Annotated in this window: 15 protein-coding genes; 2 read left to right on the top strand and 13 right to left on the bottom strand. The window is 44.2% G+C overall.

Features of this window, described 5'->3' with window-relative positions; all coding sequences use genetic code 11:
* Position 1: 1 nt before the first annotated feature.
* From fliQ to fliF, 12 genes are all read right to left on the bottom strand, one after another.
* Positions 2 to 271, bottom strand: a complete 270-nt coding sequence (gene fliQ / locus AC4IFT_RS12785; RefSeq protein WP_219249052.1) for a flagellar biosynthesis protein FliQ — start codon at positions 269 to 271, stop codon at positions 2 to 4.
* A gap of 8 nt (positions 272 to 279) precedes the next feature.
* Positions 280 to 1,023, bottom strand: coding sequence for a flagellar type III secretion system pore protein FliP (fliP, locus tag AC4IFT_RS12780; protein WP_219249050.1), 744 nt, complete (start codon positions 1,021 to 1,023; stop codon positions 280 to 282).
* A 12-nt stretch (positions 1,024 to 1,035) separates the two neighbouring features.
* Entirely contained in the window at positions 1,036 to 1,500 is a 465-nt protein-coding gene (gene fliO / locus AC4IFT_RS12775) for a flagellar biosynthetic protein FliO (protein ID WP_275076071.1), read from the bottom strand.
* 19 nt (positions 1,501 to 1,519) lie between these two features.
* A complete protein-coding gene (fliN, locus tag AC4IFT_RS12770) occupies positions 1,520 to 1,936 on the bottom strand; it encodes a flagellar motor switch protein FliN (protein WP_004255621.1) in 417 nt (138 codons plus the stop codon).
* Positions 1,929 to 2,936, bottom strand: a complete 1,008-nt coding sequence (fliM, locus tag AC4IFT_RS12765; protein WP_206083866.1) for a flagellar motor switch protein FliM — start codon at positions 2,934 to 2,936, stop codon at positions 1,929 to 1,931. Before fliM ends, fliN begins: the two co-directional genes overlap by 8 nt.
* A gap of 5 nt (positions 2,937 to 2,941) precedes the next feature.
* The gene (gene fliL, locus AC4IFT_RS12760) at positions 2,942 to 3,418 is read right to left on the bottom strand and encodes a flagellar basal body-associated protein FliL (protein ID WP_219249045.1); all 477 of its coding nucleotides are present in this window, start codon (positions 3,416 to 3,418) and stop codon (positions 2,942 to 2,944) included.
* A gap of 164 nt (positions 3,419 to 3,582) precedes the next feature.
* Positions 3,583 to 4,950 (bottom strand): flagellar hook-length control protein FliK, encoded by a 1,368-nt coding sequence (locus tag AC4IFT_RS12755; protein ID WP_490751508.1) that lies wholly within the window; start codon positions 4,948 to 4,950, stop codon positions 3,583 to 3,585.
* A complete protein-coding gene (gene fliJ, locus AC4IFT_RS12750) occupies positions 4,951 to 5,394 on the bottom strand; it encodes a flagellar export protein FliJ (RefSeq protein ID WP_490734966.1) in 444 nt (147 codons plus the stop codon).
* 11 nt (positions 5,395 to 5,405) lie between these two features.
* A complete protein-coding gene (gene fliI, locus AC4IFT_RS12745) occupies positions 5,406 to 6,770 on the bottom strand; it encodes a flagellar protein export ATPase FliI (protein ID WP_490751507.1) in 1,365 nt (454 codons plus the stop codon).
* Entirely contained in the window at positions 6,767 to 7,498 is a 732-nt protein-coding gene (gene fliH, locus AC4IFT_RS12740; protein WP_490734968.1) for a flagellar assembly protein FliH, read from the bottom strand. The genes fliI and fliH overlap by 4 nt, the downstream gene beginning before the upstream one ends.
* On the bottom strand, positions 7,491 to 8,483 hold the full coding sequence (fliG, locus tag AC4IFT_RS12735; protein WP_219249482.1) for a flagellar motor switch protein FliG: 993 nt from the start codon (positions 8,481 to 8,483) through the stop codon (positions 7,491 to 7,493). Before fliG ends, fliH begins: the two co-directional genes overlap by 8 nt.
* Positions 8,483 to 10,165 (bottom strand): flagellar basal-body MS-ring/collar protein FliF, encoded by a 1,683-nt coding sequence (gene fliF, locus AC4IFT_RS12730; protein WP_219249035.1) that lies wholly within the window; start codon positions 10,163 to 10,165, stop codon positions 8,483 to 8,485. Before fliF ends, fliG begins: the two co-directional genes overlap by 1 nt.
* 243 nt (positions 10,166 to 10,408) lie before the next feature.
* Here fliF and fliE point away from each other — a divergent pair, with 243 nt between their 5' ends.
* Together fliE and AC4IFT_RS12720 are read left to right on the top strand one after the other, a co-directional pair.
* The gene (gene fliE / locus AC4IFT_RS12725; RefSeq protein ID WP_004909916.1) at positions 10,409 to 10,720 is read left to right on the top strand and encodes a flagellar hook-basal body complex protein FliE; all 312 of its coding nucleotides are present in this window, start codon (positions 10,409 to 10,411) and stop codon (positions 10,718 to 10,720) included.
* 611 nt (positions 10,721 to 11,331) lie between these two features.
* Positions 11,332 to 11,817 (top strand): tyrosine-type recombinase/integrase, encoded by a 486-nt coding sequence (locus AC4IFT_RS12720; RefSeq protein WP_490751526.1) that lies wholly within the window; start codon positions 11,332 to 11,334, stop codon positions 11,815 to 11,817.
* A 123-nt stretch (positions 11,818 to 11,940) separates the two neighbouring features.
* Here the strand turns inward: AC4IFT_RS12720 and AC4IFT_RS12715 are convergent, their stop codons facing one another.
* On the bottom strand, positions 11,941 to 13,968 hold the full coding sequence (locus tag AC4IFT_RS12715) for a hypothetical protein (protein WP_490751506.1): 2,028 nt from the start codon (positions 13,966 to 13,968) through the stop codon (positions 11,941 to 11,943).
* Positions 13,969 to 14,075: the final 107 nt, after the last annotated feature.

Below are 14,075 nucleotides of genomic sequence, written 5' to 3'. Positions count from 1 at the left end.
GTTAGCCAATCATAAAGGGTAAATTACTGAGCAATGTACGCATGTAATCAATCAAGAGATTGAGCATCCATGGGCCAGCAATAATGATCACCGAAATTACCGACAAAATTTTGGGAATAAAAGATAACGTCATCTCGTTAACTTGGGTCGCAGCTTGTAGCAAGCTGATAATCAAACCCGCTGCGAGGGCGGCAAGTAATAGCGGCGCCGCTAGCATCAACGCAATTTTCATCGCTTCTGTTCCCATCGCCATTACGGATTCAGGTGTCATAATTGCTCCTAATTAAAAAAGCTTTGCGATAATGAGCCAAGCAATAATTGCCAGCCATCGACGAGAACAAATAACATCAGCTTAAATGGTAATGAAACTGTTGCGGGGGGAACCATCATCATCCCCAGCGCCATCAAGACGCTGGCGACCACTAAGTCGATGATCAAAAACGGAATAAAAATCGTAAAGCCAATCTGAAAGGCAGTTTTTAGCTCACTGGTAATAAACGCTGGGACTAAAATGCGCAGCGGCACGTCTTTGGCTTCTTGGATATCGCCCACTTTGGCGATACGGGCGAATAAGGCAAGGTCAGATTCACGGGTTTGCCCTAACATAAAGGTACGCAGTGGCGCAGTGCCTTTTTCCAGCGCCGTTTCAAGGCTGATCTTGTCTTCACTAAAGGGTTGATAGGCTTCTCGATAGACTTGGTCTGCCACAGGGGACATCACGAAAAACGTTAAAAACAGCGCTAAGCCAAGTAACACTTGGTTAGGTGGGGCCGATGGTGTCCCTAATGCGTTTCGCAGTAACCCCAGCACGATAATGATGCGCGTAAAGCTGGTCATCATTAACAGTAAAGCGGGAATAAAGCCTAATAACGTTAAAAACAGTAAGGTTTGGACGGGTAACGACCAAGTTTGCCCGCCATCCGCCAAGCTATGGCTGATAACCGCGGGTAATGCCGCAAAAGCAGAATTGGGTAAAGCAAACAGAAGCGCAGCAACGAACAGCGAGTTTTTTACAGGTAACATGCGAGCTTCCGGCTACTTATACAAAGGAGTCACTGACGCCGCAAGGTTCGCAGCATCTTGTTTTTTCTTGAAAACAGATTGGAATGTCAGTGGCTCATTGGTTGAAACGGGCAAATGTTCAGTTTGTGCAGGGTATTGATGCAGCACATTGATACTTTGCGCTGTCACCCCGAGTACCAAACATTCGTTATTCACTTCGACCACCACAACCCGTTCTTTATTGCCTAATGAGCAACTGCTTTTGACTTTTACCAGTGAGTCTTTGCCAAATTTCTTCGGCGCGAACCCTAGCTTTTTCACCAACCAAGCACCTGCTAGGATCAGCAAAATAATACCGCCGAGCGAACCTGAAATTTGCACCAAGCTATCGTTTTGGTTAATGGCGGGTGCATTTGGTTCACTGTGCGCAATCGTATTGGATAAAAATGGCGCCGTTTGCGCTGGCGTCACTGGCTCGATTTGCGAAAACATCGTCATTGGCAATTGCCCTTGTATCTTAACGGCTTAAGCGGCGCATACGTTCTGATGGCGTAATGATGTCAGTAATTCGAATACCGTAATTATCTGAAACCACGACCACTTCACCCTGCGCAATTAAATAACCGTTGATTAAAATATCCAGTGGCTCGCCCGCTAAACCGTCTAAAGACACCACGGAACCTTGGGATAAACTCAGCAGCTTTTTAATGGTCATTTTTGTGCGACCCAGCTCAACCGATAGGCGAACGGGAATATCCATAATCATGTCGATATCGGATAACTGATTTAATGGATTTTGCCCATCAAAGTTATCAAAGGCCTGTGCACCAGCAGAGGCGGATTCCGCTTTTTTTTGCTGTTCTAACGCTTCAGCCCACAGGTCTTCACTGTCGTGATTGGTTGATGCATCAGGAGAGTTCTTCGCCTCACTCATTGGTACTTTCCTCATCTAGAGTGTTTAAAACAGGGTTAATCAAATGTTCTACACGCAACGCATATTGGCCATTTTGGGTGCCGTATTGACTGGTTAAGACCGGCACGCCATCGACATTCACCATCAGGCGGTCTGGCTTCTCAATAGGGATGACATCCCCTTTTTGCAGTTGCAGTAAGCGAGAAATTCGCATTGGAATGTCAACAAAGTTGGCAACCAACTCAAGTTCAGAACGTTTCACTTGGGTCACAAGGTTAGAGACCCATGCTTCATTTTCCTGATGCCCTTGCTCCACTGGTGGGTTGATTAAACGCTCACGCAACGGCTCAATCATGGCAATAGGGATACAAATACTGAATTCACCCACCGTGTTACCAATCTCAACTAAAAACGGGGTCGTGACGACAATGTCGTTTGGCGAGGTGGTGATATTGGTAAATTTAACTTGTACTTCGGAGCGCACATATTCCACTTCGATATCGGCAATGGGCTTCCATGCATCACGGTAAGCGCCCAATGCTAATTTCAACATGCGATTAATAATGCGCTGTTCGGTATTGGTAAACTCTTTGCCTTCTTGGCGTACAGGGAAACGGCCATCGCCACCAAATAAGTTATCAACGGCGATATAGACTAACGCAGGTTCGAAGGTAAATAGGGCCGTGCCTCGCAATGGCGGCATGTGGATCAGGTTTAAGTTTGTTGGCACGGGTAAGTTACGAGCAAATTCATGATAAGGCTCGATTTTAATGCCACCGACGGTGATGTCGGGGCTACGGCGCAACATGTTAAACAGCCCCATGCGGAACTGACGGGCGAAACGCTCATTAATGATTTCAAGGGACTGCATGCGCTCACGAATAACCCGACGTTGGGTATTCGGGTCGTAAGGGCGGACATGGTCTTTCCCTTGCATTTCAGGTGCAGGCGTGTTGCTTGATGGCGCATCATCATTAAGAAGCGCATCAATTTCAGCCTGAGATAAAATATTATCGCTCATGAATATTACCGCAGAATAAAAGTCGTAAATAACACATCGGAAATATCCTGATCGGTATCGCCGGGGATCAGGGTTGGGGTGAGTGTTTGCTTAATTTCTTTCATTAGCTGCAACTTACCATCATGATTTTCAATGTTTTTGGCTTTTTGCTCTGATAAAAGTAGCAGTAAGCGACTGCGAACTTCAGGAAGGTATTCATGAAGTTGCTTGCGAGATTTTTCGTTCGCAAGGCGCAATGTCACGTGGATATAGAGCACGCGGTCAGGGCCGTCAACGCCAGCCAAGTTCACCGTAAACGGCTCTAATTCCATAAAGATGGGTTGAGGCATATTTGGGCGCTTTTCTTCTTCACTCAGCGCTTGAGGGCCTTGCTGTGTCGTCCACCAGGTGTACCCACCAAAACCAGCACCCGCGAGGGCAACAAGGGCGAACAGAATGAGCAACCCTTTATTCGAACGTTTAGATTCTTTGCGTGACGACATGTTAGCTGAATTCCTGTTTCTTGGATGCTAAACCCAAATGGGTTTTTTTCTTTATGATCTCTAGCATTATGGCTTGCTTGTTGAGAGTTAAAGGAGTGAAAAACGAAACAAAAAGGCGGTAACTCGGCGCTTTAGTTGTGAAATCACCGCATTTTGTTTATTAATTATGCAAAGGTACTAATACCACCTTGGCGAACTTGGGTGGTTTTCGCAGAAACAGTGGCATTGGCCTCACTGATACCAACCACGCCGACCGACGGGTGTGTTGCCTGAATTTGCCCATCGTGTTGCTGTTGTGAGCCTTGTTGTGAACCATCAGAATGCTGGTTTAAGTTCTCCTGCCCCACAGAGCCTTGTGCCAAATGAATGCCACTTTCTTGCAGTGCACTGCGTAGCACTGGCATCATCGATTCCATCGCTGCGCGTACATGGCTGTGAGGCGACACAAAGTGCATTACTGCTTGGTTGTCTTCAATGCGTAAATGCACATTGAGCGAACCTAACTCTTCAGGGTGTAAACGAATTTGTGCTTGGGAAACCCCTTGGCGTGAGAAAAACAGCATGTGCTGGCTTAACTGCTGTTGCCAGGCTTCACTGCCTAATTGGCTGGTTAAATGCTGGGTGGGGACTGCGGTTGGCGCATTCATCGTTGCCGCTTGAACTGTTGAGGCCGTTGGCATCATACTGATTGGCTGCGCGGAGGTATGCTGCGAGGCACTGGTGGTAAATGCTCCAGTGTCCGTTTGCAAGGTAAACGCGCCTTTTGCCGTTTGGTTTAACGTTTCGTTCGCCAGCGTTTGCACGTTCGTCAGGGCGTCTTTGTCGCTGACTTTTTTGTTCAACGGCATAAAGTCCTGAGTCAGGTTTTTCCCACGGACATCACGTTGGTTATCAAGTGCAAAAAGCGGTTGGTCGCGGCGCTCTTCTTTTTCGTTCTTAATCACGGTGCCTAAAGCAGGGGCTTCGTCTTCACCGGCTAATTGCAATTGCGAGCCTTCGAGGTGCTTGCCATCATCAGGTAGCACTTCATGAGTACCTTGGTTAAGTTGCTGCATGCGTTGGGTAAATGCCCCAAGAGTGGGATGCGTTTCTGGCGCTGCCAACGGTTTACCCATTAATTGGGGTTGATTGCTTAATGATTGTTTTAAGTTATTGAGCCAAGATTGTTCATTGGCTTCTTTGCCCGTTAATAAATCGGCATTCAATGCGGTTTGTACGCTATCTGGGCGCAAATTACGGCTAAAATTCAACTGTTCGATGGTGTTTTCAGCACTTTTTTGCACGCCACTGGCGGGCTCAGCGGCTTTTTCATTCACCCCAGCCAGCTTGTTATCAACAATCTCTTTATTGACTGATTTTTCGTCAATAGGTGAGGTCGCCGTGCTTTCTTTAGGCGTAGGCTGCTGGTTATCCAGCACTGCTTGAAAAGGCAGGGCTGGGGCTTGGTCTTCATCAATACGTGATCCATGTTGCTGCGCGTTACTGTTTTTGGCAGGCGCAGGTGTTGGCACGCTGTTAGCGTTGATGTCCATCTATTGTGGTCTCCGTAAAGTCGCGCGTTGAGCAAATTCATCCATTTGCTTTTGCTCTAAGCGATTTTGACGTTGGTATTCAGTGTGTTCAGCGCGTTGAATTAAGGTATCGAATGCATTGACGCGTTGCTGTTTTTCTTGCCAATGGCGGTTGGCATCGTTAACTCGTTGTTCCCATACATTAAGTTGTTGCTGCTGTTGTTCGATGGTCAGTTCTAATGTGACCAAAAACTGTTGGTAATTCTGCCACTTATCCGATGCCATACCGCTGTGTAGCGTTTGGTTTAGTTTCTGTCGGTATTCAGATTGGTAGTTTTCCAACATGCTCAGTTGTTGCGCCATTTGCGTATGTGTTTGGCGCACTTGAGCTAACACTTTTGCGGCCTCTTCAGAGGCTTCCTCAGCTAAACTGAGCAAAGTTGCCAACGCATTGTTTTTGGCCATTTATCCCCTCATTACTCGTTGGGAACAACATGCATGAGTTGTTCGCAAGCAGTTTGATAGTCACAACGCTCATCAATATCTTGCTGCAAAAATTTCGACATCCGTGGGTAATACTGAATAGCAGTATCCAACATAGGGTCGCTCCCCATGGCATACGCCCCCACGTTGATTAAATCGCGGTTACGCTGGTAGCTTGATGTTAATTGTTTAAACCGCTGAATCTTCCGATAGTGTTCCTTCGGAATTAATTCGGTCATCGCACGGCTTATAGAGGCTTCGATATCAATAGCAGGGTAGTGCCCAGACTCGGCTAAAGAGCGTGAAAGCACAATGTGGCCATCAAGAATAGCGCGAGCAGAGTCTGCTATTGGGTCTTGCTGGTCATCCCCCTCGGTCAATACCGTGTAAAACGCAGTGATCGAACCGCCATTTTTACCGTTACCCGCACGTTCAACGAGCGCAGGTAATTTAGCGAAAACAGACGGTGGGTAGCCTTTTGTTGCAGGGGGCTCACCTACAGCAAGGGCAATCTCACGTTGTGCCATACTATAACGGGTGAGTGAGTCCATAATCAGCAATACGCTAAGGCCTTGGTCGCGAAAGTACTCGGCAATACGCGTAGCATAAGAGGCACCTTGCATACGCAAAAGCGGCGAAACATCCGCAGGTGCGGCAACCACAACTGCGCGTTTTAAGCCTTCTGCGCCTAAAATATTTTCGATAAAGTCTTTAACTTCACGTCCCCGTTCACCAATTAAGCCAACCACGATAATATCGGCTTGCGTAAACCGCGCCATCATACCTAGCAGCACACTTTTCCCCACACCAGAACCTGCAAACAGGCCCATACGCTGCCCGCGCCCAACGGTGAGTAAGGCATTAATTGCACGAACACCGACATCCAGCACGCTGCTAATTGGCGTACGCTCTAGCGGGTTGATCGGTGGCGTGATGAGCGGTGCTCGGGTTTTCACTTCTAAAGGGCCTTTACCATCAAGGGGCGTGCCTTGGGCATCCAATACGCGGCCCAGCAATTCATTACCAATCGGTAGTAAGCGGCTGGTTTGGCCATCGTCACCCGTTGATTGCGCATACACACGGGCACCGGGAGCAATCCCTTCGAGATCGGCGAGTGGCATCAGGAGCATGCGTGGGCCGTTAAACCCCACCACTTCGCAAACCACTTCATCCGTGCCGCCATTAATGGAACGCTCAATAAAACAGGTGGCACCGAGAGGCATTTTTATCCCCTCGGCTTCCATAACTAACCCCGTAATTTTGGTTAAACGGCCATAACGGCGCACCATCGGGATCCCTTTCATTCGCGATCCTAAATCGTCAAGCGAGGCAATCCAGCGTCCCAAACGTGCGGTCATGAAAGGCTCTCCGGTGCGTATAAACGGCACAATTCTTGCCAACGTGTCGCAACAGTCATATCGATTTCACCGTCTTCAGCGACCACACGGCAGCCACCTAAGTGCAGTTTCGGGTCAGCCACTAAGCGCCACCCATGCAGGCTTAGTAACGAGCCAAGATGTTGCTCAATTAACTCAACGTGATTCGGGTTGACGTGTAACTCAGGCTGCCCAGTGAAAATGGGCTTTTGCTGTAAGAGATTACTGATCTCTTCGAGTAGTGCGGTACCGTCACATACTGTAGACTGCCCAAGCACTTGCTTAGCCGCCGTTAAGGCAATCTGTAATAATTTGGTGGTTACCACGGTATCGAAGGTATCGAGGGAGTAATTAAACTCCGACAATAATTTCTGCCACGTTTCAATAACGGGTTGCTGTAAAGCGAGTGCTTGCTCACGCCCTTGCTCTTCGCCCGCCCGTAAGCCTTGCTCAAACCCGGCTTGATAACCGTCTTTTTGGCCTTTTTCATGACCTTGTTGATACCCAGTACGCTGGGCATCTTCTTTAATGTTATCGAGCAGGTTTATTTGCTCTAACACTTCTTTGGGCTCAAGGCACGGCACTTTGGGTGCATCGGGCTCTGGGACGTCACTTAATGATGGAATAGCGGATGAGTTCAGCTCCCATTGATTAAGTTCACGTAATTTCCAAGGCTGCCATTGGTCATGGGCCGGTTTTGTTTTAGACATACACGTCGTCTCCACCACCGATGGCGATTTCGCCTTTCTCGACTAAGCGGCGAACAACCAGCAGGATAGCTTTTTGTTCGTTTTCCACTTGAGACATACGCACTGGCGAGCGAGATTCCAAATCGTCGCGAACAATTTCCGCCGCACGTGCTGCCATATTGTTGAGGAAGTGGTCGCGCAGAGCTTGGTTGCTGCCTTTGAGGGCAATAACCAGCGAGTCGGTAGACACTTCTTGCAAAATACGTTGAATACTGCGGTTGTCCACCTCGATAAGGTTTTCGAACAGGAACATTTCATCAATGATGCGCTGCGCCAATTCACCGTCGTAATCACGCATCGCATCGATAACGCTTTCCTCTTGCTGGCTCTTCATCAGGTTGATAATTTCTGCCGCAGTTCTTATGCCACCCATTTTGCTGCGTTTGAGGTTTTGGCCATCCAGCAAATTGTTTAACACTTCGGTTAGTTCGGCGAGTGCCGCAGGCTGTACGCCACCGAATGTCGCGATACGCAGCATAATGTCATTGCGTTGACGCTCTTCGAACAGTTCCAACACATCGGCTGCAAGGTTGCGTTTTAAGTGAACCAAAATGGTGGCGATAATCTGTGGATGCTCATCACGGATAATATCGGCAACGGTTTGTGGCTCCATGTAGTTGAGGCTTTCGATACCAGAGGTAGTCTCTTGTTTTTCAAAGATATCCTCAAGCAGGCTTGCCGCACGCTCTTCACCCAGCGCTTTAATAAGAACAGAGCGCAGGTAGTCATTGGTATTAATGTTCAGCGCCGCAAATTGAATTGCCGACTCTTCAAACTCGGTGAGAACTTCCGCCAGTTCGTTATTGGAGATCTGGCGCATGTTAGACACCGCCATACTCAGTTGCTGAACTTCTTTTGGATTCAGGTGCTTAAACACTTCTGCCGCCTGATCTTCGCCGAGTGTCATTAACATCACGGCGCTTTTTTCTGTTCCACTTAAACTCATTACGCTTTTCCTAACCACTGACGGATAACCATTGCCACGATTTGTGGGTCTTTTTCAGCCATTTCGCGAATACGTTGACTTTGAATTTCAGCGCTAACACGTTGACGAGTCAGACGGCGGCGTGTTTGCTCATCCATGTCTTCGTTAATTTCTTCGTCCACCACAAGTGGTGTTTTCATCTGAGTTGCCACAAACATTTCGGCATCCGTTTGCGCTTGCTGCGTTTTACGGTATTTAACCCATTGTGGTTTGATACCAAAACGCCACATAAACCAAGCAATTAGGGCAATCAGCAGAATTTTGCCGTAATCCAGTAACTGGGCGATAAACTGCGGGCTCTCCAGTAACGACGGTTCAACTTCAATTGGCGTATCATTCGTAAATAACGAGTTAGTTATATTTAACGAGTCACCACGCGCGGTGGAGTAGCCCATGGCTTCACGGGTTAATGCTTCAATTTGTTGCATCATTTCCGGTGGCAACGGCTTCATTTCTGCGCCGTTTTCACCTTCTTGTGAATGGTAATTGACGATAACTGCGACCGAGAGCCTATCAACTACGCCAATTTGCCGTTGAGTGTGACTAATTTTGCGATCCACCTCGTAATTGGTGGTTTCATCGCTTTGCGAGTTAGTCGTGTTATTGCGGTTATTGGTGGTTTGCTGTGCGTCTTTATTATCTTTATTCGTTTCAATTGGCGCATTTGGTGCGCTAACAGGTTGGTTTGATAACGCACCCGGTACGCCACCTGTTCCGCCATTGTTATTTTGCATACTTTGGCTGTTTTGGCGGGAACGAATAGCGGCGCTATCTGCTGTTTGGTTCGGCTTATATTCTTCCGAGGTTTGTTCAACCTTGGAGAAATCCATTTGCGCGGTGACTTGTGCATGAATATTGGCACGGCCCACTAATGGGGAAAGAATATCTTCAATGCGCTGTTTAAGATGGGATTCCATCTCTTTGGTCATTTTAATTTGCGCACTGTTGGCGGATTGTTGGCTGTTATCGTTATTGGTGAGTAAGCGACCCGCTTGGTCAACAATAATGACATTCGTCGCCGTCAGGCCTGTGACACTGCTCGACACCATATGGACAATGGCACTAATTTGCCCTTCATCAAGCATTCTGCCCGGCAATAAGCCCACCGTGACTGATGCAGTCGGCAATTTTTGCTCACGCACAAACAAAGTCGGTTTAGGGATAGCTAAATGTACCCGAGCGCTTTGTACAGGGCTGAGTGACTCAATCGTGCGCGATAACTCACCTTCCAGTGCGCGCTGGTAGTTAATTTGCTCACTAAATTGGCTAATACCAAACTGTTCTTTATCTAACAGCTCGAAACCCGTGTTACCCCCTTTGGGTAAGCCTGACTGAGCCAGTTTTAAGCGCAACTCATGCACTTTATCGGCTGGAACTAAAATGGCGCTACCATTATCAGCGATTTGATAAGGGACGTTCATCTGCGTTAGCTGACCAACAATGTCCCCACCATCCTTAGCACTTAGGTTGCTAAGCAGGACACGGTAGTCGGGGCTACGTAACCAGAGAAGGAGGGCAACGATAATTGCGACGGCAGCAGCAGCTGCAATCATTAACGGTATTTTAGGATCGGCTTTAATGCGGTCAACCATTGAGGCAAACCCTTTTTTAGCCTCTCCTGTGTCTTTAGATGCGGCACTCATAAATATTCCCTGCTTGGCAGACTACTAGACGGATGAAAATACTTTTGGTGAAACAATGTTATTTCCCTCTTCGTAACGTCACTTTTTCACTTTGCTATTATTTCTTGTCTTGGGGCAATCTAATGACGGAATCAGCCTATAATTTTGGTGTTATTTATCGGCTTCAAGTTGAAAAGGGTGTGATAGGGTAAGCTCGACGAATGAATTAGCGGTACATATTCACTATATTGAAAAGAGATCATCATGACAGTTCAAGCCATTGAAGGGGTTATTTCACAATTAAATGTGGTGGCGACACAAGCGACTAACCCAATAAAACCTGCTATCGAGCCTGTAGGCTTTGCGGATCATCTTGTTGCATCCGTTAACCAAATCAATAAAACGCGTAATGACTCGGCGAAGCAAATTGAAAATTTCACCCTTGGGAAGCAGGATATCTCCCTAAATGATGTGATGGTGGATATGCAAAAAGCCAGTTTAAGCCTGCAAATGGGGATTCAAGTCCGTAATAAGTTAGTGGCGGCATATCAAGAAATTATGTCAATGCCAGTGTGATATGGTTATCTATTTGAATTAAAACGAGTATTGTTAATTTCAATTCCATTTGGGGACACATAGGGGACATTATTACTCAATCTTTGGTTTAATAAAGAAATTTGGACTTGGTCGTTCTCAGGCATCCAAGCGCCATAAACATCATGAACCCATAGATGCGAAGGACACATAAAATATTTTCATCTAATCACGAGAGCTCTATTTAAATAAATGCAGAATTAATTCGAGTTTTACATAAGTAAGCTAATTAATTGTAAATATCAACAAATAGGTGAGAGTTGAGAATAAAAATACCCCAGTTCAGGGGTAAAATAAAACGAAGCAATAGTTTGAATACACTATCAGCATGGATGATTAGCCAATTTTCACATGAATTAAGTGTAAGAAAAAACGGAAAAGAAAATACGAATATGAGGCATTGCTGGTCTAGAGCTCTATGCTAAAAATAGTCATACAGCAATTACTTTCACAAAGAATACTGAGGCGACAAAGAGTATAAGCACAAAAGATGCTGAGGTGATAAGTAGCCATTTTTTCTTGAAAAAACTCTCGACTAAACGCTCTGTTTCGCTAGGCGGCTCTGGTTTTATTTCTTCACGACTTTCTACTTTATTTTTAGTGGTGTCTTGTTGGATAGCAAGCTTCGGGGCTGTGATCTCGTTAAGTTGAGAGTGTCAGATGTTGCATATGGCGGTGCAGTCTCCAGCAGAGCAACTGTGTTGCAACAAAAGACGGGTAGTCCTGTCCAATTTGAGCTGACTAAGGGAACTCAAGATTCAGTTGCTGCATGGAAAAGAATGGCTCACTTACATAGTGCGGACTATATTTTCCAATCCCGAGTCGGTTCTGCTCAACATATTTCTACTAGACAATACAATCGTATTTTTCATGGTTGGATTGAAAAGTTAGGCCTTGATAATTCGTTGTACAGCACACATTCTATGCGCAGAACTAAGCCATACCTGATCTACCAGAAAACAAAGAATCTTCGTGTAATTCAGTTATTACTAGGACATAAAAAACTGGAAAGCACGGTTCGTTACCTCGGTATTGAAGTCGATGATGCATTGGAAATTTCTGAGTCAATTGAAGTATAAATCTATCAGGGCTGTTTATCAGCCCTATGCCAACAACAGGCGTTTCATCTTAGGGGAAAATAGTGATGATATGCGTTGTTAGTTACATCGCTAGTACAATATCATTCAGTATATCTAAAAAAATCAAATACTCACGTTAATAGACTTAACCTCTACCTCATAATCTGCTGATTTGATCACCGGGAAACTATGTTCCTGTTCAATGGGGGCTAGTAGACTACTTGGTTTAGATACAAGATATTTTTTTGAAATCTTATAAGAGTCATAATTAATATATGGTAAAATTATTTCGTTATACTCATAATTATTAGTATTAGCATGCAATTGTGGTGGGGATAAAATATATTTATTGAAATTATCTTTTAATTCATTGATGTCGTTATACAGTCTATACCAAGCGATAGTTTTTATCTTATCTTGTGAGCCCACGGTCAAAAGATTTATTTTATTTGAATCAAAATAAGCCTGAAGTATTTTTTCATCAGCTACAGGGATTGAATTAAATTCATGCCCAATAAATATACGACTACTGTTAATGATAAAGCCTGAAAATTTATAATTTTTATTCTCATCATAACTCCAATTCAATAGCTCAAAAATATCTTGTAAATTTTCTTTTAAAAACTTTGTTTTTCTTACGACCTGCTCTCCTGCATGTTGAAGTATTTCAGAAGTTCGATACTTGGATATTTCCGAATCAGTTGTAACTATAGATTTTGCTTCACCAATCAAAATCAAATCATCGATTCTTGCTAATAAATCAATTTCTTCTTCGCCTGCCTTTACCTTAATTCTTCTAGATATTGCATTGTCATAGTCAGTTATAAATTCATTTTTTCCGAGTGCATTATTTATTTCACTCAAAACCTTTATTTCGTATGTTGTTCCTTTTTTACTAAGATCAATATTAAAAAGATTAGCCCAACGCTCGAAGAGCCTAAATATCACTGGTGCGTTTAATGCACTAGTTAATAATGCATATTTATTTTTCTTTAATTTCACCAATGGCTGACACCAAATATCTCCAGTTGGAGAAGAATTGAATGTTAGAAAATCAAGAATCTTACTAACCTTAACCACGTTAATGTCAGTTGCTTCGCACAAGGCATGTTCTAATGAGCTTGCTTGAACGGTTGGACAAAATTCTCTTAATTTATTAACATTAAATACACTATCATCTTCTGGATATTTTTCAGTCTCAATATTAGCTATGAGCATCAATAATCTCATTACATTCAACACTTCTGATAAACAAAAACCTTTACCAAAATCGTTATTTAACCACTCTCTAGGAAAGTGGTCTTCAAGATCAAACTCAGCCATCCTCCATTGTGCGTTTATTATTTTTAATTCCCTGGTTGCTTTACTAATAGATGCAACTTTTGCCACTCTTTTTTTATTTCCCTGAGTAATAAAAATATATTTATCATTATTAAAAAATAGATATATATTAGCTTGAGAAGCTATAAGTGTCATTTGGGCTGAAAGGCGTTCTTTTCGTTGGCTGCTATTATTAAATGCAATTTCAAAAGGTGTATTTGGTTGTTCAATTCTGAATGTTTTATTTTTAGCATCAATCTCTACTACATTATAATCACTCCATAAAACACATTGCCAAAGATGGATGTAAGTATTATATAACTGAGATAACGAACTTTCGTTCTGGATAAAAATCATTTCATCTATTGGTTCAGCAGATTTTTTTATTTGATTATTATTCTCAATGCATTTTATGCATTCTCTTATCGCGAGCTGAAAACCATCAACAGCTCCATGAACGATCTCTCCTAAGCTATGTTTATTTCCTATCCTATCTGTTTTCAGCATTATGTCATTAGCATGTGTCGCTGGTGTTACTTTTGCAAGTTTAAGCGCAACGGCTGAAGTCCTATTGGAACTTGCAATATACGATATCATCAGCTTTTCATAATTTGTTTTTGGTGTGCGACCATATAAATCAACTAGTTTTTCTCTAATATTTCTCAGCACATCATCTATAATTATGCCCATCGTATAGATTTTTTTATCTCTCGCTGAAGCGTTTGCCTCAACCTTAGCCCACTCTCCATTCCATTTTTCAAGATTGAAATCAGCACGTATTGGTGGTTTGATTTTTCCCTTAATAATTTTACTAACAAACTTATCAGTCATAGCAGTTAATTTCCTTGATTAATTACACCCATACATGTGGATTATCGCCAGGCAGATGAGTGTTGGCTTTTGCTCGGTTAGTAGAAAAACTAGTCTTCATGGGAATA

It is taken from the genome of Providencia sp. UF-183 (assembly GCF_058246155.1).
This window is presented reverse-complemented; position numbering and strand designations above follow the sequence as displayed.

What these genes read in the sequence shown, in the direction of transcription:
- fliQ (WP_219249052.1), bottom strand. Translation starts at nt 271, where the DNA reads ATGACACCTGAATCCGTAATGGCGATGGGAACAGAAGCGATGAAAATT.
- fliP (WP_219249050.1), bottom strand. Translation starts at nt 1,023, where the DNA reads ATGTTACCTGTAAAAAACTCGCTGTTCGTTGCTGCGCTTCTGTTTGCT.
- fliO (WP_275076071.1), bottom strand. Translation starts at nt 1,500, where the DNA reads ATGACGATGTTTTCGCAAATCGAGCCAGTGACGCCAGCGCAAACGGCG.
- fliN (WP_004255621.1), bottom strand. Translation starts at nt 1,936, where the DNA reads ATGAGTGAGGCGAAGAACTCTCCTGATGCATCAACCAATCACGACAGT.
- fliM (WP_206083866.1), bottom strand. Translation starts at nt 2,936, where the DNA reads ATGAGCGATAATATTTTATCTCAGGCTGAAATTGATGCGCTTCTTAAT.
- fliL (WP_219249045.1), bottom strand. Translation starts at nt 3,418, where the DNA reads ATGTCGTCACGCAAAGAATCTAAACGTTCGAATAAAGGGTTGCTCATT.
- AC4IFT_RS12755 (WP_490751508.1), bottom strand. Translation starts at nt 4,950, where the DNA reads ATGGACATCAACGCTAACAGCGTGCCAACACCTGCGCCTGCCAAAAAC.
- fliJ (WP_490734966.1), bottom strand. Translation starts at nt 5,394, where the DNA reads ATGGCCAAAAACAATGCGTTGGCAACTTTGCTCAGTTTAGCTGAGGAA.
- fliI (WP_490751507.1), bottom strand. Translation starts at nt 6,770, where the DNA reads ATGACCGCACGTTTGGGACGCTGGATTGCCTCGCTTGACGATTTAGGA.
- fliH (WP_490734968.1), bottom strand. Translation starts at nt 7,498, where the DNA reads ATGTCTAAAACAAAACCGGCCCATGACCAATGGCAGCCTTGGAAATTA.
- fliG (WP_219249482.1), bottom strand. Translation starts at nt 8,483, where the DNA reads ATGAGTTTAAGTGGAACAGAAAAAAGCGCCGTGATGTTAATGACACTC.
- fliF (WP_219249035.1), bottom strand. Translation starts at nt 10,165, where the DNA reads ATGAGTGCCGCATCTAAAGACACAGGAGAGGCTAAAAAAGGGTTTGCC.
- fliE (WP_004909916.1), top strand. Translation starts at nt 10,409, where the DNA reads ATGACAGTTCAAGCCATTGAAGGGGTTATTTCACAATTAAATGTGGTG.
- AC4IFT_RS12715 (WP_490751506.1), bottom strand. Translation starts at nt 13,968, where the DNA reads ATGACTGATAAGTTTGTTAGTAAAATTATTAAGGGAAAAATCAAACCA.